The organism is Streptomyces sp. NPDC029956 (genome assembly GCF_055574655.1).
This window is the reverse complement of the sequence record NZ_JBVHZJ010000085.1, coordinates 1-25,571: the sequence shown is the minus strand read 5'-3', so window position 1 is coordinate 25,571 and position 25,571 is coordinate 1. Positions and strand designations below refer to the sequence as shown.

The window sequence follows — 25,571 nt, the reverse complement described above, 5'->3', positions numbered from 1 at the left end:
GCGGGGGGGGGGGGGGGGGGGGGGGGGGGGGGAGGGGGGGGGGGGGGGTGGGGGCCCGGGCCCCCCCCCCCCCCCGCGGCCCGCGTCAGCGGGCCGCCTTGATCAAGTAAAGAAACTCTGAACAGCTCACCCACTGGCCGAACCGTCAAGAAGGCGGTCGCAGTCAGGGACGCTGCTGTCGCCGCTTCCTCGATTGGTCCAGTGCGGCGGCAAGCTTCTCGCTCGGTGATACGTCGGAGTCGTTTTCGTCGTCATGGAGGGGCGGCAGGAACAGGCCGCGGCGGCTCGTCTCTCGTTTGACCTTCCGGCGTTCGTTGAAGAGTCGCTGGTGCTCCTCGCGGACCGTGACCCATCGCTGGTCCAGCTCTGCTTCCCGTGCCAGCAGTTCGTCATCGTTGAGGTCGGCGAACTCGATGGCAGCCTCGCGTGCCTCGCGGTTGATCTCGTCACGTAGCAGGTAGTTCGTGATGGGGCCGTGGTGTTTGCCCGGCTCCGGGGCCTGGCGGACGAAGACACCTCGCCCCTTGACCGCGTACACGAGCCCTTCCTGCTTCAGCTTCCGGTAGGCGTTCTGAGCGGTGGAGTTGGCGACGCCGAACCGTTCTTGGATCTCACGGGCGGGGGGAAGCTGAGAGCCTGCGGGATAGGTGCCCTCTGCGATCTCACGGCGGAGGTAGTCGGCCACCTGGACGAATGGCGGGCGGCCGTCTTCGTTGCGGATGACATCGACCGGCCAGTCAGGTTCGGCGTTGTCGTCGTCTGGCTCGTCGTCCGCTGGGCCGGCGTTCCCGTCGATGGATGCGCTGACGTAGCTGCCTCGACCGAGCTGGGAGTAGACCAGCCCTTCCTGCTTGAGAACCCGCAGGGCGTTCTGGACGGTGGAGCTGGAGACGCCGAACCGATCCCGCAGCTCGTTGGCCGAGGGCAGGCGCTCGCCGGGGCTCATCTCGCCGCTCAGGATCGCGTTTCGCAGAGCTTCGGCGGCCTGGAGGTACGGCGGCCGGGGGTCCTCGTCCAAGGGCAGGGTCATGCCCCCACGGTATCGCCAGCCATAGCGCTACAGGCACATCCACGTGCTTCCCGTGCAGGCAGTCACCGAGCTAATCGAGGTTGCAAGCTAATCGAGCTTGCAAGATGGGCGATCATCTCCTCATGCTCGATCCGAGTCGATCAAGCGGCTCCATCGAGAGGGATGTGATGGCATGGCTGTCCGTATTCGTGTTGGTCTGCTGCGCTCGGCGGTGTGCGTCGCGGGCACCGAGCCCGCGCTGAAGATCAAGGACCAGCAGACCGGAGAGGTCGCCACCGACCGGGAGACCGGCGAGTCGCTCTACACGGTGACCGTGATGCTCATGGAGGACGGCCGGGCCGAGATCATGAAGATCACGGTCCCGCAGTCGGGCCTGGCGGCCGGGCTCAAGCCGGGGGCGATGGTGCGGCCGGTGGACCTGTTCGCGACCCCGTGGGCGCGGATCTTCAACGGGCAGCTCTCCGACGGCGTCGCCTACCGCGCCGCCCGCCTGGAACTGGTCGCAGTGGAGGCGGCCCAGTGACCGGGCTCGTCGGCGATCACGCGTTGGAGGCGCTGATGGCCGCGACAGCACTGCTGGGAGTGTGGCTGCTGCTGGTTGTGGTGAGGTACGTGCGGGCCGATAAGGGCACGCGGGTCAGCATCCGTCAGGCCGTCCGCATCCGATGGGGCTGGGTACGGCTGGCGCGGATGGCGGGTCTGACGGTCACCGACAAGACGCCGAGCCTGCTCGCGCAGATCACCGCGCAGAAGGACGGTCCCGCTCCCGCACCTCGGGTGCTGACCCCGAGGATCAAGGTGAAGCCGGATCAGTTCGGCGTGATCGTACGGGCCAAGACCCTGCCGCAGGTCGGGCTGGAGGAGTACCAGAAGGCGGCGCGGTTCCTGGCGGACGCCTGGCGGTGCACACGGGTCTCCGTGCTGCCGGACGGCCCAGGCAAGGTGGTGATCCGGGGCGTGCGCTCCGACCCGTTGACCACGCCGACCACCCACCGGCCCACCGGCCTCCCTCCTGCGGATCTGACGCGTTGGGAGTTGGGTGTGGACGAGTACGCCGCCCGGGTGTGCGTGTCCCTGGCCAACGTGCCCGGGGTGACCGTGGCCGGCACTCCAGGTGCGGGCAAGACCTCGGGGGTCAACAAGTTCGTCTGCGACTTCGCACCCTCCCCGGCCGTGCAGATCGCGACTGCGGACGGGAAGGTGTCACGTGCCTCGGAGGGCGACTACGCCGACCTGGTCAAGCGGATGTTCGCGTTCTGTGGGGACGACCTGGACGAAGCGAACGCGCTGTTCAAGCGCCTGGTAGAGCTGCGCAAGCGGCGCTCGGCGACCATCCGCGACGTGCTGGGCGTGAAGAACATGTGGCACGTCGGCCCCTCTCCCGAGTGGCCGCTCACGGTCCTGATCATCGATGAGGCGCACACGTACTTCCGCGAATACAAGGGCAGCGACGCCACCACCAAACGGCTGGCCGCGCTGACGGCGGAGAACGCCCGACTGGTGGAGGACCTGGTCAAGAAGGGCCGCAGCGTCGGCATCCTGGTGATCCTGATCAGCCAGAAGACCACCGGCGACGCCATCCCCACCTTCATCCGCGACGTATGCCCCATCGGACTGTCCTTCGCGCAGAAGACGGTGGAAGCCGCGGTGGCCGCGCTGGGCGACGACATCCGCAACTGGCCCGACGCCAGCCCGGTCACCTTGCAGGACCCCGCCTACGTCGGCGTCGCCGTCATGGCGATGCAGGGCCGCCCCGGATACACCCGCATCCGCACCCCGTACGTCTCGGACGCCGACGCGGCCCGCGTCGCGGAAGCCACCTCCCACCTGACCGCCGACCCCGCCCTGTGCCTGGACGCGCTTCTCGACTCGATTGGCTGGGCCGCCTCCGGCGACGACGAGTCGGACGGCCCTGTCCCTCCTTCCGAGTCCTGAGTACCCCTGAAATCCCGCGTTGAGAGGAGGCCCCGCAGATGGCTGAGGAACGATTCACCCGCCACACCGTGACCATGGTCATGTCCATCATCGCGGCCCTGGCCTTCGTCTTCTCCTTCGGCAACGTCTGGGCGCTCGCACTGCGGCTCGGCGTTCCCCGCCCTATCGCGCCGCTGATCGCCCCCATGGTGGACCTGTCCGTCGTCGGACTCCTGGTCGCACTGCGATTCCTGGCCCTGCGCGGCATCCCCGCACACGAGTTGAAGGCCGGCACCCGCCTGCTGCACCTGTGCGGCGCACTCACCCTGGCCCTGAACACTGCCGAACCGCTGCTGACCGGCCACTACGGCCGCGCCTGCCTGGACACCGTCGCCCCGCTCCTGCTCCTGGGCTGGGGCCGCGTCGGCCCGGCCTTCCTGGCCCAGTTCCACGCTGCCACCCACCCCACCCCGCACCTGGAGACCACCACCGCGTCCATCCCCACACCAGCCCCCGTCACTGAGCCGGAACTCGACTCGGCACCCGCTCCGGCCCTCGCCGCTCCCGTCACCCCGGCCCGTGAGCCGCTCCCCGTCGCCACGGCCGTTCCGGCCCTGGCCGTCGTACCCTCCGTGATCGAGGCACCCACACCGGCCCCGGCCTCTGCTTCCAAGACGGCCGTAATCGGCTCCCATCCGTCCCTGCCGGCCGTACTGCTCGACGCAGCCCAGCGCATCGCGGACACCCACGACGCAGAGCACGAAGCGTCGATCACTGCCGCCCAGCTGGCAACACGCATGGGCGTCGCCCTGCCGGTGGCCACCGCCGCGCTCGCTCAGCTCTGAGCCCCCCGGCCGCCGGCCGGATCACCCCGCCTGAACCCCACGCCCACCGATGGGCCCGGTTCGTCATGCCCCGAGCAGCACCAGCATGCCCCTCGCTGACCGGTTGCTGCTCGGGGCCACTCACCCCGACAGAAGGGATACGCCCCGACATGGTCACCCTGGACCTGCGCCACGTGGCAAGCCCCGCCGTGCGGGACCTCCTCCACCTCGTCAACGAGCCCGACTTCGACCGCGCACACCAGCAGATCGAACACCTCGGCGGCTGCACCGAACCCGTACGCCTGACCGGCCGCACCACCACCGTCGACACCACGACCGGAGAGGTGCTGCGCTCCTACACCACGACCGACGAACCCACGGGCACCCTGCTCACCACGTGCGGCAACCGCCGCTCCTCCCGCTGCCCGGCCTGCTCCCTCATCTACGCCGCCGACACCTACCACCTCATCCGCGCTGGCCTGACCGGCGGCAAGACGGTCCCCGAAACCGTCCGCACCCACCCCCGCGTGTTCACCACCCTCACCGCCCCCTCCTTCGGCCCCGTCCACAACCGCCCCACCAGCACCGACGGCGGCACCCGCCCCTGCCGCTGCCGCAAGCTCCACGAACCCACGGACACCCTGCTCGGCACCCCGCTGAACCCCACGACCTACGACTACGCGGGCGCGGTCCTGTTCAACGCCCACGCTTCAGCACTGTGGGCGCGGTTCACGATCTACCTGCGCCGCGAGATCGCCGCCCGGCTCGGCCTCACCCAGAAGGCCGCCCGAGCCGTCCTGCGGGTCTCCTTCGCCAAGGTCGCCGAGTACCAGAAGCGCGGCCTGGTCCACTTCCACGCCGTCATCCGGCTCGACGGCCCCAACGGCAGCACCCAACCACCACCGCCGTCCGCCACCGTCATCCTGCTCGCCGATGCCATCCGGGCTGCTGCCGCCCGCGTCCGCGTAACCGTCGTGTCGGACGCGATCGGGGAACGCGAACTCGCCTGGGGTGAACAGCTCGACGTACGCGAGATCGCCGCCTTCGGCACCGACGCCGAACTGACCGACCAGGCAGTCGCCGCCTACGTGGCCAAGTACGCCACCAAGTCCGCCGAAGCCTCCGGCACCCTCGACCGGGCCCTGTTCTGCCGCCCCTGCCAGGGTCGCGGCGCCACCTTGCTGCCCCACGGAACCCCACTCCCATGCACCGCGTGCAACGGCACCGGGCAGGCCCGGCCCCTGCCGCGGCTCGCGGTCGCCCGCCACGTACGGCAGATGATCCGCACCTGCTGGGAGCTGGGCAAGCTGCCGGAGTTCGAAGGCCTCAAGCTCTGGAAGTGGGCGCACATGCTCGGCTTCCGCGGCCACTTCTCCACCAAGTCCCGCCGCTACTCCACCACCCTCGGCGCACTGCGCGACGCCCGCCGCGCCTGGCGCACCGAACAGGCCCGCACCCACGCCGGCCTGCCCGAGCACGACCCGGACACCACCCTCGTCGTCGGCCACTGGGCCTACCACGGCTCGGGCTACAGCCCCGGCGCCGGACTACTCGCAGCCGCCGTCTGGCACCGCAGAGAACTGGAACGGCAGTTCGTAGCGGAAGAGGGTTGCTGATGACCTCGTACCAGCCCACCACGCCCCATCAGGCGCCGGGTGCGTCGCAGGAACTGCTGACCGTGCCCCAGGTCATGGCCCGCCTCCAGCTCGGCCGCTCCGCTGTCTACGACCTGCTCCGGACCCAGCAGCTTGCCTCGATCACCCTTGGCCGCGCCCGCCGCATCCCCACGCACGCCCTCACCGACTTCATCCGCACCCGACTCGACCAGGAAGCCGCCGCCTGATGACCACGCCCCGCGACACCCCCGCCTCCCGCCGCGTGCGCGCCAACGGCGACGGTACCGTCTACCAGCGCAAGGACGGCCGCTGGGAAGCCGCCGGATACGTCCTCGCCCCCGGCAACACCCGTCGCCGCGTCCGCGTCTACGGCACCACCCGCAAGGAAGCCCTGGCCAAGCTCACCGAGAGCATCGCCGCCAGCAACCGCGGCGTCCCCGTTCCCTCCGCGCAGGGCAGCGTCAGCGCATACCTGACGTACTGGTTGGAGGCGGTTGCCGTCCATCAGCTCCGCGAGAACACCCACACCCGCTACACCGCCTGCGTCAACCAGTACCTCGTCCCCGGTCTGGGCAAGAAGAAGCTCGCCAAGCTCACCGCCAAGGACGTCCGCACCTGGCTCAACCAGCTCCGCACCACCTGCCAATGCTGCACGCGCGGCATCGACGCCCGGCGCGACCAGCCCCGCTGCTGCGCCGCCGGCCAGTGCTGCCACAAGCTGCTCTCCCCGCTGACGCTCACCTACATCCACTCCGTGCTCAAGTCCGCCCTGGAACACGCCGTCCGCGAAGAGGAGATCCCTCGTAACGTCGCCCGCAACGTCCGTACGGGTACGCCGCGCCCCCGACGCTTCGAACCCCTCACCGCCGACGAGGCCCGCCAGTTCCTCGCGGCCACGCGCGGACACCGGTTGCACGCGCTGTTCGAACTCGCCCTCCACACCGGACTCCGCAAGGGCGAACTCCTCGGCCTGCGCTGGGAAGACCTCGACCTCGACGCGGGCACCGCCGCAATCCGCCGAACCTTGCAGCGCACCAGCGCAGGCGGGCTCACCACGCTGCCCACCAAAACGCGCGCCTCCGAGCGCCGCATCGCCCTTCCCGCCCGCTGCGTCCAGTCGCTGAAGCTCCACTACGAGCAGCAGAAGCGCGAGCGTGAGGCCGCGGGCACCACGTGGCAGCACGACGGGCACGTGTTCGCCACTGCGCAGGGCAGACCGATCGACCCGACCAACCTCACCCGCACCTTCACCACGCTCCTCCGCACGGCCGGCCTCCGCCGCATCCGCTTCCACGACCTCCGCCACTCCACCGCCACCCTGCTCCTGGAGCAGGGGGTCGAACTCGTCGTGATCAAGGAACTCCTCGGCCACGCCCACATCGGCGTCACCGCCACCGTCTACGCCCACGTACGCATCCGCCTTCAGCGCGACGCCATCGACCTGCTCGGCCACGCGCTCGGCGGCCCCTGACAGTCAGACGGCGGCGGACACCACTGTGTCCGCCGCCGTTGCCGTCAACTACTGCCGTCAGGCGGTAAATTAGCCCCGCCGCACACAGCTCGGCGGGGCTAAAATTTGCTACTGGTCACGATCCCTAGCAGCGCAACATCTACTAGCGGTCACCGGACAGCCGGGCAAGTACATCCGCAGCGAGCTCTGCTGAAGCGTGGTCGAGACCTACCGCCGCCGTTCCATCCAGACGTTCGGACATGTAACCGGCCATCGCAGACACTGCATCCGCAGAGGCCACGGGGGCGAGCCACCTAAGCCACTCGCAGACCATGCGCATTCGAAATTCCCTGAGAATTTCTACGCGGTCCAAAGGATCTGACTCCGAGGCCAGCTTGATCACCTTGAACGAGGCGGCAAGGCGATTGTGCGGCATATCGTGAGCCGAAAGAATCAGTCCAAGTTCATCAGACTTACCGAGATTGAAATCATCGGCTACTACAAACTGGGGCAGCGGGTAACCGTCCACGCTTGTCAGTGCTTGCCCGTCGCGTCCGGAATCGATAACTACGTCGACACGGGAAGCAATCCCGGGGTCATCGACAGCGACTCGGATGTGATGCACGCCAGGATCCCCGACGTTCTGCACGAAACGTGACACGCCGAGGATGTCGCCGACTCCGATGGCCCCGTCGTCGAGCACCAGGTCTCCGTCGAACAGGACGCTGCCCTCGGCCGGGCCAGCCCTGTTCCACAGCCTGACCCGGACCAGCCCCACCTGCGCACGTGCGGCGATCTGGACGTGACTCCTAGACGCCACCAGTGGCGCACCGGCCAGCGCCAGAACCTCCTCCGGCGGGGCTGTCGATCCAATACGGATCACGCGATGGTTCAAGTAAAGCTCGGCACTACCAATGAGCATTTCTCCGCCAACTACCCAATCTGAGTTTGATGGTGCGCCCGGTCAGCGCCGTTGCCAACCGGGCGCACCCTGACCCTACTACCGCGTATGGCCTGGCAGTAGCTCCGCTAGCTTCTCAGCTGCACTCGGAATCCCTGGCAGCCCCGCAAACGTGGGATCGTGATAGCCGTGATTGCGCAGCATCTGCTGGGCTTTCGATACAGCAACCGCCTGAGTATCACTGCACGTTTCACAGTGAGGAAACAGGCTGCGCGGAAGGCTAGTCGGTCCAATTCCAGTAGACGGCTGGTGGTCACCCGTCATCGTCGGACTGCTCCCACCGCAGGAGTGGCATGGCCTTCCCTGCATGGCCGCACTCTGCTCCGAGGTAACGACCGGCCCGGTTGCAGGCACCGACTCATCGGCATGAGGACCGACGCGCAGCGTATTCGCCTCCCTCTGACTCAGCGATACGTTGCAGTTGTGAACCAGGATTGGCGTGACACCCGCCAGCACATAGTACGCGTGGATGTCCTCGATGGTGAGGTCATGGGTGCGCTGGCGCTTCGTGTAGTGGTCGAGTGCTGTGATCTGGACCAGTGTGCCCGCGCTCGTGCGAAGCCATTGACCGGTGCTGAGATTGCCGGCCGGGACCCATTGCTTCAGGGTGGGGATCCAGAAGGGGTGGGTATCGGTGGCGACGATGCTCGACAGGTCCTCACCGGTTGCGATGGTGATCTGGGTGAAGTCTTTGTCGTCCTCAGTCCGGATGGTTTCGAGGACCTTCTTCTCTGCGTTCCTTCCTGTCTCAACATCGGTCGTGACAACAGTGTCCCCAGACTTGATTTCCTCGATCTTCTTTCGGGTGCCGTCACCCATGAGGACTTCGGTCCCTGGGAGGAAGGAGTGGCATCGCTTGACGAGATTCTTGGCCCCCGCGAAGGGAAGAGTGACCATGTTGGCGAGGCCCTCCCCGTCCTCATAGGCGGGGTCGCTCGTATCGAAGCCGACTGATCTCGCAAGGTTGTCGTAACCTCGGGAGGCAGAGAATTTCTCCGGAAGGACCAGGTCCAGGCTGGAGGCGAAGTAGCGCCCGACACCCGCGACGGTGTTGACGCTCCACTTCATTGTTCGGCGATCGAGGAGGACCACAGTCCCCCAGTTCACGCCATGCGGCTTGTTGTAAGTCCTTTTTCCGTTGCTGTCTTCTTCGAAGCTGTTATATTTCCAGCCCGTGACCTTGTACTCCCACGATTCATGGTAGGTCTGAACGGACTCGTTGCCGTCATTGTCCGAGTTACACCTGGATGAATTTCCGCCGCAGACGCCTTCGGGACGAAGTCCGGTGGGGTCACTCTTGGAAACAGGGCTTCCGTTGGCGTAGGTGTACCCGTTCATCTGCAACGGGTCCACGATATCGATGATGGGGTCGGCGGAGATGAAGCGGCCGGTGTTCTGGTCGTATTCGCGGGCGCCGATGTGGGTGAGGCCGGTGGTGGTGTCGTCGATGCCGACGCCGAGGTAGCTGCGCTTGTTGGGCCAGCTGGTGGGCTTGGCGCCGCGAATTTCGCCGTAGGGCTTGAAGGCTCGCCGCGTGACCGCTTGGTCGTCGGTGGCTGCGACGGTGGTGTGGGCGGTGCCGAGGTGGTCGGTGAGGAGGACGTGAACGCCGGTGGTGTTGTCGGTCCGGATGACCGTGGGGGTACCGGCCTGGGTGTATGCGCGGGACGCGCGTGTGATGGCGGTGCCGTTTGTGGTGAGTTCGGTGTCGCCGAGGTAGAGGGTGCTGCCGGTGAGGGTGCTGCCAGTGAGAGTGCTCTCGAGGATGCGGTTGCCGTCGGCGTCGTAGACGTAGGTGGTCTTGGTGGTGCCTACGGAGTTCGACTCAAGCTTGTGCTCAGGTGTCCACTGGAGCGTCTGTTCCGGGGTACCGGGTGTGCCGCCGGGGAGGTCGCGGGTTTTGGTGGTGCCTGTGGGGTTGTAGGTGTAGGTGCTGTTCTTGCCTGCGGTGGTGGAGGTGGCGGAGGTGAGGGTGTGGGGCTGGGTGGTGCTGTGGTTGTAGGTGTAGGCGATGTTCTTTGAGGTGTCGCCGGCCGGGTCGTGCTCGGTCATTTTGGCGCGGTTGCCGATCCAGTCGTAGGTGAAGGACTGGCGGTAGGCGGCCTGGTTGGTGACGGCTCCGGTGAGTGTTTCGGTGGGTGTGCCGGTGTTGGTGGCGATGGTGCCTGTCGCGGGTGCGGTGTTGGACAGGCCGGCCGGTTCGGTGTTCGCGGCGTTGGGGGCGTCGACGGCGGGGCCGCTGGAAGGTGCTCCGGTGCTGTTGTAGCCCCAGGTGGTTCCTGATGCGGCTTTGCAGCCGATGCCGGTTCCGTTGGGCTTGATGTTCGAGGTCCAGGCGTGGACCAGTTCACCCATGGCGTCGTAGGTGAAGCACTGGTTGTCCCAGGTGGTGCTGGCGTCCGTGACCGCGTCCTGGCGGGCGCTGGCGGTGATCATGCCGGCGGCGTCGTAGGCGTAGCCGGTGTCGGAGATGCGGTGGGGGCCGGCCTTCTCGCGGTCGGTCACGGTGCGCATCAGGCGGCCGGTGTGTTCGTCGATGAAGTTGGTCGTCCAGATGCGGTAGGGCTGTGCGCTGGAGACCGAGCGGAGGACTTCGCCGTAGGGCGAGTAGGTGACGTCGGAGGTGTACCAGGCCTTGCCGGAGGTGGATTCGGGCAGGCCGTCTTCGTTGTAGCGGGTGATGACCTTCTCGGCCGCCAGGCCGCCCTTGGCGGGCAGGGTGACGGAAAGGGGCTTTCCGGTGGCGGTGTAGGTGTAGCTGTAGGTGTAGGTGCCGGACAAGCCGGTCGTCATGTCGTTGACGGGAATGGTGATCTGACGGCCGGTAGGGCGGTACTCGGTGTCGTATCCGGTGATCTTGGTGGTGTAGTCGCCGTTGCTGGTGCCGTCAGGCTTGGTGGTGTGGCGCGTGGACTCCGAAGCCAGGCCGAAGGCTCCGGCCGGGTCGTAGGTGTAGGACTTGACCGGGGGCGTCAGCTTCGAGCCCTGGTGTACGGCGGTGACGCGGCCGAGAACGTCGTAGGTGGTGTAGGTGGTCTGGCCGAGGGCGTCGGTGACGCTGGTGGGGCGGTCGGCGTTGTCGTACTGGGTCTGGGTGATGCCGGTGTCGGGGTCCTTGACCGAGGTCACGCGGCCGCGGGTGTCGTAGAGGTAGGTCCAGGCGTTGCCGGCCGGGTCGGTGACGGTGTCCCGGTTGCCGCGCTTGTCGTAGCTGTATGTGGTCGAGCGGTACTTGCCGGGTCCGGTGTGGTGCCTGAGTTCGGTGACGCGGCCCAGGGCGTCGGTGACCGTGGTGGTCGAGGGGACCGTGGAGCCGGCGGGGTCGACGGTGGTGGTCGTGTCGCCGTAGGTGGTGGTGGTCCAGTCCCGGCGGGTCTGTCCGTGGTAGGGGATCTGCAGGACGGGGCGTTCCATGCCGTCGTAGGCGGTCCTGACCCGGCTCTTGACGAGGGTGGGGGATTTGACCTTGAACAGGTCGGTGGTGGGTTCGCCCTTGACGAGGTATCCGCTGGTCTGTTCGGCGACCAGGCCATGGTCGTTGTAGGTGGTGTCGGTGACGATGCGTCCGGGGCCGTGGGCTTCGGACTGGGTCTGGACCTGGCGCATGAGGCCGTCGTAGAGCGTGACCTGGCGGGCGTAGCTGCCGTCGTCCTTGAGGGTCTTGACGGTGACGGCTGCGGGGCTGGTCTTGCCGTCGGCGGCGACGGCTGCGGTCTGGTAGGCGATCTCGACGCTGGGGGTCTGGGTTCCGGCGGACCGGGAGGGGGACCATCCCTTGATGAGGCGGCCGAGGGCGTCGTACTGGGTGCTGGTGACCCGGCCGTTGGGGTCGGTGACCTTCAGGGGCAGTGCCCTGCCGGGGTCGAAGGTCGTGACGGTGGCGCGGTCCTTGGTGTTGACCGTCTTGACGTTCGTGACCGAGGTGACGGGGCCTCCGGTGGGCGGGTCGTACTGGGTCTTGGTCTCTCCCACTTCGGGTGCGGTGACGCTGGTGACGCGGCCGAGGTCGTCGTACTTCGTGCTGGTGGTGACGGAGTGGGTGGTGCCGGTGCCGTCGATGCCGTCGACTGAGGTGACGAGGCCCTTGGTGGGGGTGGCGCCGTGGTCGAGGTGGTCGTAGCGGTTCTGGACTGAGGCCTTGAGTTCGGTGGCTTTGTCGGCGCCGGCGTGGTCAGTGCAGGTGGTGGCGGTGGTGCGGACGGTGCTGGGCAGACCGATCAGCCATGCGGTGGTGTTGTGGACGTAGGACGTCTTGGTGCAGGTCTGCTGGGAGAGGGTTTCTGCGGTGCCGATGTGGGTGAGGACGGCGGTCTCGACGGCGGTGGGCAGTCCGTAGGTGTCGCGGTCGAGGGTGGTGGTGCGGACGCCTCGCCAGTTCGCGCCGTCGGCCTGGATGCTGTCGGTCTTCTTGACGGCTGTGCGGTAGGAGCGCAGGGCGGGCAGGGCGCTGCCGTCCTCGGCCTGGCGGGCTCGTTCTGCTGTGGGTGGGGACGATTCTGGGAAGGTCCGGGTCCGGTTATTGAAGACGGGCTTGGTGGCCGGGTCGTTGTCGAAGTAGGTCTTGGCGGTGTCGGAGTTGAGGAAGGTGAGGGTTTCGGCGGTCATGCCGGCGTACTGGGGGGCGTCGTCGGCGAGGAGGACGGTGCCGTCGACGGAGTCCTTGACCGCGCCGCCGAGTCCCTGGAAGTAGAGCGTCGTGGAGCGTGACTGGGAGGCGGGTGCGTGGGGCGGGGTGCCGGAGGCGGGGGGTGCCGTGGGGGGTGTGGTCTTGGGGCCCTTGGTGACGGTGACCCGGCGGTATCCGCGCCAGTCGCTGTAGGTGCGCAGGGCGGGGCGCAGGAATTCGTCGTCGTTCTTGGCCCATGCCGGGCCCAGGTAGTCGTAGGTGGTCTTGATGGGCTTGCCGAAGATGTTGGCGATCTTGTCGGTCTCGGTGACCGACTGGACGACGTAGCGGTTGAACCATGCCTTGGCGGGCTTCTTCTCCTCGCCGTCAGGGGACCAGTGCACCGGGTAGCAGGCGCCGTTGGCCTGTTCCTTGTCGGTGGCGGGCTGGTACTGGCAGCCGCCGATGTACTCGACTTCGATGTCGGCGCCGGCTTCGGTGGCGATGGTGCCGATGCGGGGCCGGGTGAAGCCGGGGCGCTTGTCGTCCTTGTCTCTGGCGACGAGGTTGGGGAGCTGCTTGTCGATCAGGTGTTTACGGAGGGATTCGTGCGACCGCTTGCCGACGGTGTAGTGGTCGAAGCTGACGCCGTCCTTGGACTGGGGGGTTCCGGTGGTGTCGCCGGGGGCGTAACCGCGGCGGGTGATGGAGTTGAGCCAGAGGCCGGGGGCGGTGTCGTACCAGTCCTCGGGGAAGGAGTGGTTGAGGGTGTAGGTGTCGACCTTGCCGAAGCTGGTCTTGCCGTCGCTGGTGACACGGGTGGCGTTGGTGGTGACGGTCTTGAGGCGCATTCGGGTCCAGAAGGACGGGAATGCGGGGCAGAGCTTGGAGCCGGACGTGCAGTTGAGGGATCCGGGTGTGTCCCACCAGGGCCGGTAGGAGCCCGGCTTGAAGTTGGCCTCGTCGCAGGCGGTGCCTGTCTTCAGGCAGCGCTGGTCGGTGCCGAATTCTACGGTGGCGGTCGGGCTGGTCAGGCTGCTGGTGCGCAGCCCGTATTCAATCTTGGTGGGATAGGCAGCGCGCTCGTAGTCTTCGGGCTTGACGCCACCGGCACGCTCTCCGCGGACGGCGTAGTAGTTCGTCTCCTGCTTCCAGTTGACGATCATGACGTTGCCGTGGACGTCTTCGACCTTGTCCAGGCCCCATCGCCATGCCTGCTGTTTGCCGTTGCCGCAGCGGGAGTCCTTGAAGGCGGTGGCGTGGCAGGGCTCGCCGGGGTGGTTGCCGAAGACGGGGACGGTGGAGACGGAGTTGCTGTCGGCGTGGGTGCCGCCCACCTTGTTGAGGCCGAAGTGGTACTTGGTTCCGTCGGTGGTGGTCACCCGCCAGTGCTCACCGTTGTCATCACCGTTCGTGCCGGCGGTGACGACTCGCTCGATGCGGGTGCCGTCGTCCTTCCGGGGACGGTAGATCTCGGTGTCGGTGGCCGGGTTGCTGTTCGCGGGGGCGTCGCGGACGAGTTCGGTGGTGCTGCCGCCGAGGGACATCACCGCGTTGTAGGAGACCCAGCACAGGTCGCTGCTGGTCTTGTCGGCCTTGGCGGTGTTGTTCGGGGTGCCGGCGGTGAGGGTGTGGGTGTCGTCCTTGCAGCTGCGGTAGCGGCGCTCGATGAAGCCAGGGCTGTAGTCCCAGCCTTCGCCGATCCACGACGCCTGGGGGGAGGAGACTGCGGTCTTGCCGTCGACGGCCTGCGAGTTGTAAGACAGCGTGACGTTCGGTGTAGGTCCGGCCGGAGCGGGCGGCATCACCATCGGGTAGGACCAGGTGAAGGCACCGGCCGATCCGCCCGCAGACCACTTGCCGCTCGAGGCCAGCGGTGTGACCTTGAAGGAGCCGCCGGCGCCGGCGCCGGAGTCGATGGCTCCGACGATTGCCTTTCCTCCGCCCGCCGCGGCGGGGGTGGCATGGGTGTATGAGGCCTGCATGATGCCGGAGCCGGACGGTGCGGACCGCTTGAGGTATGAGGGGGCGACTGTGCCGTCGGCGGCGGGATCGATCGTGGCCGTCACTGTCTGCGTGACGGGGTCGTTCTCGGTCTCGAGTTCCTGGTACTCCTGGCACGCCGGATCAGCCGGCGTAGTGGCGTAGCACCCGGGGAACTGGACCAGGCGCAGCCGGGAGGCCCAGTCGGCGCCATAGAGGTTCTTGAAGGCGCTGTAGTCGATGCCCACCGTGAGAGGCACGGAGCCAGTAGCGGGGGCCTGGACGGCTACAAGGGCGCCGACCTTGAGGGGCTCGTCGATTCCCTGGCCGGTCTCGTTGGCACGGTCGACGACGCTGAACTGCCACGTGCCGGTGGGCGCGGGGTGATCGGGCGCCTTGCCGGCGAGGACGGGAAGATTCGGGATCCGAACGAGGCCACTTTCCGCGGCAGTCGTCGTCGCGGCGGAGAACCCGGCAGGGCTGACGGCGGATCCGAAGGTGAAGGACTCGGTGTCGGCGGCCGGTGGAGTCGTCGTTCCCGCAGGTGTCTGCTGCTGGTCGGCAGGGACCTCGGTCTTGAGCGTGTCGAGGTCCTTCTCGAACGTCTCGCCCTCGACCGGCTTGTCCAGCTCAATGTCTTCGAGCTCGAGGGGCTCGGCCTCGATGGGCTCACGCCCTGCCTCGATGTTCCCCGGGTCCGGCGGCATGGCCAGAGCCTGGGCAGGCAGCAGGCCCACGAGCAGCGCTGCGCCGAGCGCGGGTATGACAGTACGTCGAACCCTGCGACGGGCTTGACGGTGACGAGCGAACAAGGCGAGGTCCCTCCGAACCACCTGGAGCGGTAGCCGGAAGGCGGACTGCAGGTGATTGCACTTCAGATCCCGCAAATTCTGCGTTCAGTTCGTGAAGGAATTCCAGAGGAGACGTGTCTGACGTGAGGATTCTCACGGTGCGTAATCAATTGAATGCCCATGGAAGCCCCACTCCCGAACGCAAGACGCATTTACCAAGGTCAAGGGTGAAGTACGTGGAGTGAACTCGATGCGCACATCACGTCACGAAGTGACTGATTGCGACGATCTTTCGTCCCGTTTTCACATACTCTCTGCCAGCGCTGTGGTCCGCACCGCCTTCGCCCACGAGGTTCGCCGCATCGTGGCCGCTGCCTGTAGGTGAAGCTGGATGGCCCCGGCATGAGTCAGCTGCGGGGTGACGCAGCGGAGTTGATGGGACATCATCGGCTCGCCCAGCCATGCCCGCGCGGGGGTGATCTTCGATCCGGAGTCTCTCCTGGCAATGACGTCATGGCCGGCTTCGTGGTTTCAGCCGGTGCCTCCAGCGCCCGGAATGCTGGGAAGAAGGGTCCTCCCCCGATGAGACAGACATGGCAGCGGCCGACGGCACGGCGTGTGAGTGCCTTGGTGGTCGCGGCTGCGCTCGCAGCGGGCGGCATCACCTACGCAGGCTTCCAGGCAGGCTCCGGCGACCCGGCTATGACCCACCCGGCCAAGGGCCGCGAGGGTGAGCCGACGGAGCGGAAGGTGGATGAGGCGTCGGCGGTCTCCCTGGCACGCAAGGCCGGCAAGCCCGTCGAAGTCACCGCGCTGCGGACCATACGCTCGACCACCTGGGCCCGTCCCGACGGGCTGATGACGAAGAAGCTGTACTCCTCCCCGCTCTGGGCCAAGGCCGACGATGAGTGGAAGAAGATCGACACAACGCTGAAGCGGACCGGTACGGGCTGGGCACCGGCGGCAACGAACACGAAGGTTGTGTTCTCCGGCGGCAGTCCCGGCAACGTCGACCGGGCATCGCGCGGGCAGGTGCACCGGATCTCGCTCGTCAAGGCCTTGAAGACGCAGGACGAGGCGGGCAGCCCGCTCGTAACGCTCACCGTCGGCGGCACGACGGAGATCCCTGAGACCCACGAGATCCAGCTCACCTGGCCCGGGCCCGTCCCCACCCCTATCATCGACGGCTCCCGCGCCCTGTACCCGGAGATCTTCCCCGGCGCCGACCTCGTCCTGACGGCCGAGGACGACGGCTTCGCCCAGCTCATCGTCGTGAAGAACCGTCAGGCCGCTGCCGACCCGCGCGTCGCGCAGTTGTCGTACGGCCTGGCCTCCCCCACGCTCACGTTCACTCTCGACTCGTCCTCCGGCATCGTGACGGCACAGGACCCCGATGGGCAGGACGTCGCACTGTCGCCGACCCCGCTGATGTGGGACAGCAGCGGTGCGCCGGCCGTCACCGACGGCGAACTCGGCGCCTCCTCACAGCCGACCGCCCCGGAGTCTCCCGAAACTCCGGCCGCCACCACCAGTGCCCCGGAACCAAGCCCCAGCACCAGCACCGAGGACCTCGCCGACGACAACATCGACCCCGAGGGCGAGGTTCTGCCCGCGGCCACGGACGAGGCCGCCCCGACCATCACCGACGCGCCCCTGCCGCCCGTTCCCGCCGAGCCGACCCCCGCGCCCTCCCACACCGGCAACGCCGCGACGCTGAGCCTCCCGCTGCTCAACGGCCCCTCCCCCGAGTCCGGGGGCGACATCGTGGAAGCCGAACTCGGCGACGGCACCTGGCTGCTCACGCCCAGCCAGGACTTCCTCACCGACCCGGCAACCGTGTACCCGGTCTTCATCGACCCCACGGTCAAGAAGCACACCCAGGACTGGACCACCGCCTACAGCCGCCACCCCAGTGCCACGTTCTTCAACGGCAAGGACTTCAACCAGGGCGGCACCCACGAGGCCCGGGTCGGCTTCGAGTCCGACACCTGGGGCACCTCCCGCTCCTACTTCAACATCTCCTACGACAAGAACCTCAAGGGCGCAAAGATCCAGAAGGCCACCCTGCGGATGCTGGAGACCTACTCCTGGTCCTGCAGCGCCCGTGCCATGTCCGTCCACGTCACCAGCCCCATCAACGGACGCACCAACTGGAAGAACGCACCACCCCTGACCGACTCGAACCTGGCCGCACCCGCCCGAAGCTTCGCCCACGGCTACAAGACCAACTGCCGCGACGACTACGAGACATTCAACGTCCTCGGCGCCGCCCAGAAGGCCGCCGACCAGGGCAAAAGCCTGATCACCTTCGGTATGCGGGCCAGGGACGAGAAGTCGCAGTACGCGTGGAAGAAGTTCCAGGCCGACGGCGACAACGCCCCCTATCTGGAGCTGACCTACAACCGGCCCCCCACCGCCCCCACCAACCTCGATCTCGGCCCCGACTTCAAGTGCACCACCAACCCCCCTTACGTCCGCGTCGGCTCCTCAAGCCTCACCTTCACCGCCAGGTCCACCGACCAGGACAGCAACCTCGACTACCTCGACTTCGCCCTGTGGCCCACCAACAAGTGGTCCACCACCGGCGACATGCTCAAATCCACCGGCACCGTCTCCGTCGGCAGCAGCACCGCCGCCGCCACCCGCACCACCCCCGGCTACTCCACCGACGCACTGGTGAACAACACCGTCTACTCCTGGTCGGTCCGGGCCGTCGACTCCGCCGGCAGCTCCTCCGCCTACATGCCGAAGGTGCCCTGCCGCTTCATCTGGGACGAAACCGCCCCCAAGCCCCCCAGGGTCAGCTCCACCGACTTCCCCAACGCCGACGGCAACGAGAACACCTTCGGCAACGACCCCGAAGACTCCAACTGGTCGAAGATCAAGTTCGGGAGCACCGGAACATTCAAGTTCCAGGCCCTCGACGCCGACGTCATCCGCTTCGAATACGGCTTCAACGCCAACAACTACCCCATCGACGTCACCCTCACCACGAATCCCACCACCGTTTCGGGTGTCAAACCGCCTGCCGCCGGGCCCAACGTCCTGTACGTGCGCACCGTCGACCAGACCGGGCACGTCTCCGAACCCACCAAGTACTTCTTCTACGTCACCCCCCGCGAGAACGCCGACCTCCCCGGCGACGTAACCGGTGACACGCTGCCCGACCTCTTCACCATCACCGGCCAGAACAACCTGCGCCTGTTCCCCTCCCAGGCCCTCAGCAGCACCGCGACCACAGCCAAGGGCACCGGCAAGTTCGACTACTCCATGTCCGGCGCCTACCAGCTCAACCCGAACAAGGACCCCAACGGCGGCGACGGCCTGCCCATCTTCATCGCCCCACCCTCCGCCCACTTCAACGGCGCCCTGATCACCCACAACGGCGACTTCTACGGCGGCGACGGCCTGGAAGACCTCATCGTCCGCGTCGGCAGCAAACTCTGGATGTACCCCGGCGACGGATACGGCGCCGTCAACGTCACCAAGCGCCGCGAAATCCTCCTGCCTGCCGGCTCCCCCGCCGCCTCCTCCCTCACCCAGATCAAAGCCACCGGCGACATCACCGGAGACAAACTCCCCGACGTCCTGGCCACCTCCGGCGACGAACTGTGGGCCTTCCTCGGCTACACCGGCGCCTCCTTCACCGAAGCACGCCTGATCACCGGCGGCACCTGGACCGACCGCGACATCGTCACCGTCGCAGACTTCAGCGGAGACAACATCCCCGACCTCCTCTTCCGCGGACCCGTCGAGAACAAGGGGCTCGTCCTGCGCACCGGCAAGCCCTCAGGCGGAGGCGTCGACCTCGCCTCGCTCGCCACCGAGGCCAGCTCCCTGACCGGCCTGGACACCATCTACGGCACCGGCGGATGGGCCGCGGCACAGATGCCCTTCGTCATCGGCACCCCCGACGTCGACCGCTACACCGCCACCACACCCGACATCTGGGCCATGGCCACCGACGGCACCCTCTACTTCTACCCGGGAGAAGCAAACAAGCACGGCACCCGCGTCACCGCCAGCTGGGTCAACTGGACAGGGACCCGCGCCTTCGGCTAACACACACCTCGCCTCGCAGGCGGCCCTCGGCCACCGTCATCGGCCCGGCCCAGGCCGCCCGGCTCGAGGCGTTCGGGCTGCACACCATCGGCGCGCTCGCCGCGATGGACGAAACCGTCGTCTGCCGCGTCCTGGGCGGCAAGGCCGGACGTACCTTGCGCGAACGCGCCCGCGGAATCGACCCCCGCACCGTCACCGCCCGCCGCATGCCCGAGTCCACCAGCGCCTTCCACGCCTTCAACCGCGACGTCTGCGACCCCGTCCTCGTGCGCGCAGCCCTGCTGGACCTGGTCACCACCCTCGGGCAGCGGATCCGCGGCCGCGACCAGATCGCCCGCAAGCTCACCTTGGCCGTACGGTTCGCCGACGGCTCCACCGTCGAACGCACCCGCGCCCTCCCCCAACCCTCCGCTCACACCGACGACCTCAGAGTCACCGTCTTCCGCAACCTGGACTCCATGGCGTTCCAGCGCGCCCGAATCCGCCGCCTCCTCGTGACCGTCGAAGACCTCCGCCCCGCCGGCGAAGGCCCCGGCACACAAATCTCCCTGGACCCCGCACGGGAAAACCGGCTCTCCCTGGAACCCGTCCTCGACCGCATCAACACCCGCTACGGGTACCGCCTGGCCGGACCAGCCGGCGCCTACCTCAAGGCGAGCTAGTCTCCTCCACCTCAATATGCGTTGGCCTACAAGCCCCAGAATCGATGTCAGTGGTGGAGTGCATGCTGTCCGCATGAGAGCGCGCACATGGTTGGCGGACACTCACCCGACCGTCTTCGCCGAGGTCGTAGGAGTCGTGGGGCGGCCGGAGCACCCGTTGGCTGAGCTCGGCACGTACAGCAACCTGAAGACGCAGTGGCAGTGCCTGACGTGTGCGCACGTGTGGATCGCGACACCGGCGTCGCGATCAGCGGGCGGTCGGTGCCCCATGTGTGCCGTACTGGTCCGCGCCGCCAGCCGGTCCCGTGCTCCACGCGGGAAGGCGCTCGCGGATCTGCACCCAAAAATCAGCTCCGAGTTCGTACGGAACGAGTCACGTCCGGAGAACACCCCGGAGGGACTGCGCGCAGGCTCACAGCAAAGGTGCCACTGGAAATGCGCGTGCTGTGGAAACGAGTGGGTGGCGACTGTAGCCAACCGGACAGCGGGCCGAGGTTGCCCCCGGTGCGCGAACGAACGTCGCGCAGCCGCTCGGCGAGCGGTCCGTGAGGACGTCTCGGCAGCGGATCGAGCGCCGGCTCTCGTCGCGGAACTGATCGAGAATCTCACCTCGCCCGGCGTTGGTCTTGAGGAGCGTCGGCCAGCGTCGATCGACCGCTGCGCGTGGCGCTGCACGGAGTGTGGCCACGCTTGGGAGGCCACGATCGTGAATCGTGTGACGAAGAGCAGCGGTTGCCCGAGATGCGGAGTCATCCAGAGCGCCGCGACCCGTCGTGTTCCCCGCCCGGGCACGTCTCTCGCTGATACCCATCCCCACCTGGTCGGTCAGCTCGTGGCCAACGAAACTCACCCCGGCAGGATGACCCCCGGCATGCCCGCACAGGCGAACGACCGGTGTCGTTGGCGATGCAGCCGCGGTCACGAATGGTCCTCCCCGGCTCACGTTCGCGCGAGAGGCTCCGGCTGCCCGCGATGCAACGGCTTCGGCCGCTCTCGCTTCGAGCTCGAGGTCGCCGAACTGCTCCACTCCAGCTGCGGCGTCAAGGTTGAAGTGGACGCCGAAGTTATGGTGGGCGGCCGAACATGGCGCATCGATCTCCACCTACCTGGCAACGGTCTGTACATCGATCTCGACCCGGCACGCTGGCACAGCGACCTGGTTCGCGACGCGCGGAAGGTCACAGCTCTATCAGATCTCGACTACCTGCGGGTACGGCCTGAAGAATTGGGACCGGTCGAAGGTCAGGTCTGCATCGTCACAGGAGACGGTGGTGCCTGTGACCCGGTGGTGTGGGCGAAAAGCATCGGCTCCTGGTTGGCCGAACGGCAGCTGTTTTGCCGTGCCCTCTCCGCCGAAGAAGCAGCACGAGCATTGGCCCGCGCGGCCCGCACCTGGACCGATCTCGCTGCCGGCAAGCCCAGTCGATCAGCCGCAGACGCCGCGCCGCATCTGCTGAGCGAGTTCCGGGAAAACCTGACCCGGCCCGGCATCGGACTGGAATGGCTGGCTCCCAGCGCAAAGGACCGCGCGCGATGGACGTGCAGCTGCGGCTGGACGTGGAACGCGGTCGTCGGCTCGCGAGCCCAGGCGGGAACAGGCTGCCCGAAATGCGCCACCCAACGTTGCGGCGACCGTCGATCGCTACCCCAACCAGGCCGGTCGCTAGCCGCCCTGCACTCAGAACTTGCCTCAGAATTCATCTCCTGCACGTCTCGTCCCGCCCGGAACCCCGAACAGCTGCGCCCCTCAAGTAACTTCCTCTGCACCTGGCGCTGCCGTGCTTGCGGGCATGAATGGGAGGCCTCTCCCGCTGGACGAGTAAGCGGCCGAGGATGCCCGTCTTGTGCACGAGTAGGGGGTGGCCGCACACGATCCGTGGCGTCTCCTGAGCGTAGTCTCCACACTCTCCACCCCGCTCTTGCCCGCGAGTTCCTTGAATGCTTGGACGAACCCGGACGCACAGCACAGGACCTCTTGCCCAAATCGAATAAGAACTGCCTTTGGCGTTGCACCACGTGCGACCACCAATGGTCTGCCCAGATCGCTACGCGCACGGCGGGCAACGGATGCCCCGCCTGCGGACGCGCCCGCACCGCTCAGGCCCGCGCGACCGCTCCGCCAGGCGAGAGCCTCGCCGAGCTGTTTCCCCTCCTCGCTGCAGAAGCCGTCGAGAATATCGACCGTCCGGAACGCGACCCGCGCGCCCTCAAGCCAGGAAGCCATTCCCGCTGCCGGTGGCACTGCGCCGGCTGTGGTCACACATGGATCGCCTCGGTGAAGAACAGGGCGATCCACGGGACCCGGTGCCCAGCATGCGTTCAGGTCGGGCGGTTCACGACTCCACCAGCTGGCAGCGGCTCATAGCCGCTGCAACCAACCAGGGCGGCCACTATTAAAGGTCAGGCGCTGAGGTGGACAATCCGGCGAAACCATGATGTGGCCGCACAAGGGCCGCGAGGATGGCTTCATGCGCGAAGAGGGTGCGGGACTGGACGGGTGGCCGGTGGTGGTGAGGGTTCCGGTGGAACCGGTAGAGGCCGCGATGGAAGCCGACGCTCACGACGCCGCGGTACGCAACAGCGCCCTGGCAGTACGGGGTCCGCTGTTCGGGGTCGCCTCGCAGGGCCAGGACGACGGCCAGCGGTGGCGGGTGGTCGTCGAGGTCACCCACGGCTGCCCCCAGCAGGCCCGCGACACGCTGAACTCCCTGCTCTGGTTCCGGGCGAAGGACGAGGCGAAGAACCTGGCGGAACGACGCATGCTGCTGGCGGCGGTCGCCCGGCTGGAGACGGAGTACGTCGACGAGCTCACCGTGCTCGGCACCCGCTACCGCGTGGTGCGAGCCGAGGAGTACGCGGCCCTCGACGAGCACGGCGACATCGAGACGCCCCGGCCCACCGATCCCGAACCCCTCACCCCCGACTGGAGCCCCGGTGCTGGCGCCCGCAGTCCGCGGGTCGACGACGACCTCGTCCTGGACCCGAACGCACCCCTCACCCCACTCCAGGCAGCGGAGCGGCTGTCCTTGCGTTCCCTGGCCTACACCGGCACCAGGTTCCCCGACCCGGTACTGCGCGACTCCGCGCAGGCCGTAGAGACGCACCCCGACGTCGTGCTCATGCCGGCGGCGTTCCTCATCGTCGAGCGGTCCGGCAGCGAGCCCTGGACACCGGGGAGCGGCCTGCAGGCCACCGCCCACGACGCACGGCGAACACTCGCCTTCGCCCTCGCCTGGATGGAACCACGCACGCGCGGCCTGATCCCCTACGACGCCGAGACAGACATCGACGCACACAGCGTCGTCGCTGAGAACACCAGCCCGGCAGTGACGGAGCTGGCGGCGTTCGCCAACGCCGCGGACCGACTCCGAGCTGGTCGGCTCAACGAGGTCGAGGTCCACGGCACCGTCTCCCGGATCGGCCGCACCCGCCGCCTGCTGCGCTGGGGCCCCGACGGACCGGAAGGCCCACGCCCCTCCGATATCAACACCCACGCCCCAGACGCCCTCCATCCGCGCCTGGACGAGCACGGCTCCGTCCACCTCGAGGGGTCCGTGGAAGACGAGGCTCCTTCATGACTGTGTGAGCGGGCCTCACCGCCTGCGCGAAACCGCGGCTCGTCGTCACCACCAAAGGCATCAGGTAGGACCCGTTCCCCTGCGCCCGTGACGCCCGAGTACGACGAGCAGATGGCAGCAGCCTCCGTGGCGATGTGCGACGGAGCCGACCCGCCTACATCGTCACGGAGGCGGAGGATCGAGCTTCCGATCGGGCACAGAGTGGCGCGGCTCCCGGGCCTGCATGTGCTCGCACAGGTCGCGCTGCGGGGGCAGTGCGACGCTGGTCGTCTCGCTGACGGCGGGGAAGAAGGCCTTGCCGTCTTCCGACTGCGGTGTCGTGGTCCAGGCGTAGCCTTTTCGACCGCGCAGGGCGAAGCGCACCATGCGGCTTCCGTATCCGCGGCGCTGCCACGGCCCAGCGACTCTGATCTTCGCGATGAGCCCGAGGCGGCACGGATCGCATACCTGCCAGACCAGACGGGCGAAGTCGTAGCCGTCGGGTGCTCGGACCTGGACCTCCTGCATCGCGGCCGGGGCAGCGGGGCGCTTGTGCCACCAAGTCTCCGTGGAAGGGTCGACTTCCCGCTCCACGCTGTTCAGGGTGAAGGACACTGCAGGTGGTGTGGCGTCCTGCCCGCGGAATGCATCAACTAGCCGGTCCCACAGGAACCCGCGCGACCTGCCCACGTCAGAAGTTCCGCCTCGCCGCCCTGTCCGCCCTGCTCTCCGCGTAGTTCGCGTACACCGTCATGTGGCCCTCCCCGTCCCGCCGGACTCTCCGACGGACCAGGGCACCCTGCCCCGTCACCCGTGCCCGGAATCACCCCGCAGGATGTGCACGCCCTGACTTGTTCAGAGGGGCAGCTCGTGGAACCCGAGGGTCCGCACTGAGCGGGGCGGGGTTGGCGAGGGCGGTGGGGTGGGTGGTCCACTCCGTGCCTCCGCCGACTGGCCGCAGCCAGGCCATCGGGTCGGGCTTGTCGAGGTCGGGGGCGATGGCGTGCAGGGTGCCGCGCTGGCCGGTCGCGGTGTCCTCGACGTCCCGGCCGATCCAGGGGTGATCTTGGTGGAGGAGGCTCAGCACCAGATCTCACCGCCTTTCGCGGCCAGCGGCGCCCAGGTATACCGGAGGCGCACGCCGCGCTCCTGCAGCCAGGCAGTCTCACGGTGGCGGAGTTCGGGGACGGACTCGGGGGCGATGGCGATGGGCCAGCGGACCAGCACGGCGCCGACGGCGCCGCCCTCCGCCAGCTCCCGAATGCGCAACCAGCCTCGCCGCTGAGTCGGGTCAGGCTCGCCGTACTCGTCCGTGACGACTTCGGTGATCGTCAGTCCACGGTCCTGGGCGACGGCGCGTCCCTCTTCCTCCGCGCGACGGACGGCCAGGCCGGGCATCAGCGTGCTGCGGTCGGCGCAGACGTACAGCACGGCCGTGGTCTCGTCCTGGGGCGTTCCTGCACCGATCATCACTGCCCTCATCAGGTGACTCAGCAGGCGATGCCTCGCCGCGCCCTACGGGGGAAGGGCACGGCGAGGCCGTACGCACCACCTAACCGCCCGCCAGGGGCCGGTGTGCACGACGAAGTCGACCCATCATGTTCGGGGGTGACTGACGAATTGACTCTTCCATTACCTGCGGCCGGTCGGGCCCACGCCCTACCGTGCTGTCGTGGCGGAGACCAGAAACGAACCCTTGGCCGCCTGGATGACAGCGCACCAGATGTCGGCCTCCGAGCTGGCGGACGCAGTCAACAGCGCCATCGGCACACTCACCGGCAAGACAAGCTCAACGTCGGAGCGCACGGTGTTCCGCTGGCTGTCCGGGGAGAACCGGTGGCCGCAGGCACGGCAGCGCCGGGCTCTGGAGAGCGTCACCGGCCTTCCCCTCACGGCTCTAGGCTTCGTGCCCCGGGGGAAGTCCACGCACGCTCCAGCGCTACCGGAGGACCCCGACATGCGCCGCCGTCTCCTCCTCGAGGCGGCCGCCTGTGAACGTTCTCGTTATTCCCCAGGCGTAAGACCGTGTCCTATGTGGTGAGGCGGTGGAGCCGCTTGTAGCAGCACAATGCTGCGGCGAGGCCGAGGAATGCCAGGTAGTTGCGGGGGTGTCGT

The 25,571-nt window shown here is 67.7% G+C and carries 16 protein-coding genes; 10 read left to right on the top strand and 6 right to left on the bottom strand.

Going from position 1 to position 25,571, the window contains the following annotated elements:
- Positions 1-163: 163 nt before the first annotated feature.
- On the bottom strand, positions 164-1,030 hold the full coding sequence (locus tag ACZ4XX_RS37880; RefSeq protein ID WP_468512358.1) for a GntR family transcriptional regulator: 867 nt from the start codon (positions 1,028-1,030) through the stop codon (positions 164-166).
- A 172-nt stretch (positions 1,031-1,202) separates the two neighbouring features.
- Between ACZ4XX_RS37880 and ACZ4XX_RS37875 the strand changes: the two genes are divergently transcribed.
- From ACZ4XX_RS37875 to ACZ4XX_RS37850, 6 genes are all read left to right on the top strand, one after another.
- Positions 1,203-1,553 carry an SCO3933 family regulatory protein gene (locus ACZ4XX_RS37875; protein WP_468512357.1) on the top strand — a complete coding sequence of 117 codons (351 nt, stop codon included), beginning with the start codon at positions 1,203-1,205 and terminating at the stop codon, positions 1,551-1,553.
- 35 nt (positions 1,554-1,588) lie between these two features.
- Positions 1,589-2,965 carry an FtsK/SpoIIIE domain-containing protein gene (locus tag ACZ4XX_RS37870; protein ID WP_468512356.1) on the top strand — a complete coding sequence of 459 codons (1,377 nt, stop codon included), beginning with the start codon at positions 1,589-1,591 and terminating at the stop codon, positions 2,963-2,965.
- Positions 2,966-3,003: 38 nt separating this feature from the next.
- A complete protein-coding gene (locus tag ACZ4XX_RS37865; protein WP_468512355.1) occupies positions 3,004-3,789 on the top strand; it encodes a DUF2637 domain-containing protein in 786 nt (261 codons plus the stop codon).
- 149 nt (positions 3,790-3,938) lie between these two features.
- Complete coding sequence (locus ACZ4XX_RS37860; protein ID WP_468512354.1) at positions 3,939-5,384, top strand: replication initiator; 1,446 nt, start codon at positions 3,939-3,941, stop codon at positions 5,382-5,384.
- Complete coding sequence (locus ACZ4XX_RS37855; RefSeq protein WP_468512353.1) at positions 5,384-5,611, top strand: helix-turn-helix domain-containing protein; 228 nt, start codon at positions 5,384-5,386, stop codon at positions 5,609-5,611. Before ACZ4XX_RS37860 ends, ACZ4XX_RS37855 begins: the two co-directional genes overlap by 1 nt.
- The gene (locus ACZ4XX_RS37850; RefSeq protein WP_468512352.1) at positions 5,611-6,855 is read left to right on the top strand and encodes a tyrosine-type recombinase/integrase; all 1,245 of its coding nucleotides are present in this window, start codon (positions 5,611-5,613) and stop codon (positions 6,853-6,855) included. The genes ACZ4XX_RS37855 and ACZ4XX_RS37850 overlap by 1 nt, the downstream gene beginning before the upstream one ends.
- A 142-nt stretch (positions 6,856-6,997) precedes the next feature.
- Here the strand turns inward: ACZ4XX_RS37850 and ACZ4XX_RS37845 are convergent, their stop codons facing one another.
- Complete coding sequence (locus ACZ4XX_RS37845; RefSeq protein ID WP_468512351.1) at positions 6,998-7,756, bottom strand: hypothetical protein; 759 nt, start codon at positions 7,754-7,756, stop codon at positions 6,998-7,000.
- Between the two features lie 78 nt (positions 7,757-7,834).
- The gene (locus tag ACZ4XX_RS37840) at positions 7,835-15,091 is read right to left on the bottom strand and encodes an RHS repeat-associated core domain-containing protein (RefSeq protein ID WP_468512350.1); all 7,257 of its coding nucleotides are present in this window, start codon (positions 15,089-15,091) and stop codon (positions 7,835-7,837) included.
- Positions 15,092-15,757: 666 nt separating this feature from the next.
- On the opposite strand from ACZ4XX_RS37840, the gene ACZ4XX_RS37835 reads away from it, so the two are divergent.
- The 4 genes from ACZ4XX_RS37835 to ACZ4XX_RS37820 all read left to right on the top strand — a co-directional run bounded on the left by ACZ4XX_RS37835 (position 15,758) and on the right by ACZ4XX_RS37820 (position 23,477).
- Positions 15,758-19,237 carry a DNRLRE domain-containing protein gene (locus ACZ4XX_RS37835; RefSeq protein WP_468512349.1) on the top strand — a complete coding sequence of 1,160 codons (3,480 nt, stop codon included), beginning with the start codon at positions 15,758-15,760 and terminating at the stop codon, positions 19,235-19,237.
- A 104-nt stretch (positions 19,238-19,341) separates the two neighbouring features.
- The gene (locus tag ACZ4XX_RS37830) at positions 19,342-19,899 is read left to right on the top strand and encodes a DinB/UmuC family translesion DNA polymerase (protein ID WP_468512348.1); all 558 of its coding nucleotides are present in this window, start codon (positions 19,342-19,344) and stop codon (positions 19,897-19,899) included.
- Positions 19,900-19,915: 16 nt separating this feature from the next.
- Positions 19,916-22,264, top strand: coding sequence for a zinc-ribbon domain-containing protein (locus tag ACZ4XX_RS37825; protein WP_468512347.1), 2,349 nt, complete (start codon positions 19,916-19,918; stop codon positions 22,262-22,264).
- A gap of 103 nt (positions 22,265-22,367) precedes the next feature.
- On the top strand, positions 22,368-23,477 hold the full coding sequence (locus ACZ4XX_RS37820) for a DUF5954 family protein (protein ID WP_468512346.1): 1,110 nt from the start codon (positions 22,368-22,370) through the stop codon (positions 23,475-23,477).
- Positions 23,478-23,639: 162 nt separating this feature from the next.
- On the opposite strand, the gene ACZ4XX_RS37815 is transcribed toward ACZ4XX_RS37820, so the two are convergent.
- The 3 genes from ACZ4XX_RS37815 to ACZ4XX_RS37805 form a co-directional block, all read right to left on the bottom strand.
- On the bottom strand, positions 23,640-24,050 hold the full coding sequence (locus tag ACZ4XX_RS37815) for a hypothetical protein (RefSeq protein ID WP_468512345.1): 411 nt from the start codon (positions 24,048-24,050) through the stop codon (positions 23,640-23,642).
- A gap of 229 nt (positions 24,051-24,279) precedes the next feature.
- Positions 24,280-24,543 carry a hypothetical protein gene (locus ACZ4XX_RS37810; protein WP_468512344.1) on the bottom strand — a complete coding sequence of 88 codons (264 nt, stop codon included), beginning with the start codon at positions 24,541-24,543 and terminating at the stop codon, positions 24,280-24,282.
- A complete protein-coding gene (locus tag ACZ4XX_RS37805) occupies positions 24,537-24,926 on the bottom strand; it encodes a hypothetical protein (protein ID WP_468512343.1) in 390 nt (129 codons plus the stop codon). Before ACZ4XX_RS37805 ends, ACZ4XX_RS37810 begins: the two co-directional genes overlap by 7 nt.
- Between the last annotated feature and the right edge of the window lie 645 nt (positions 24,927-25,571).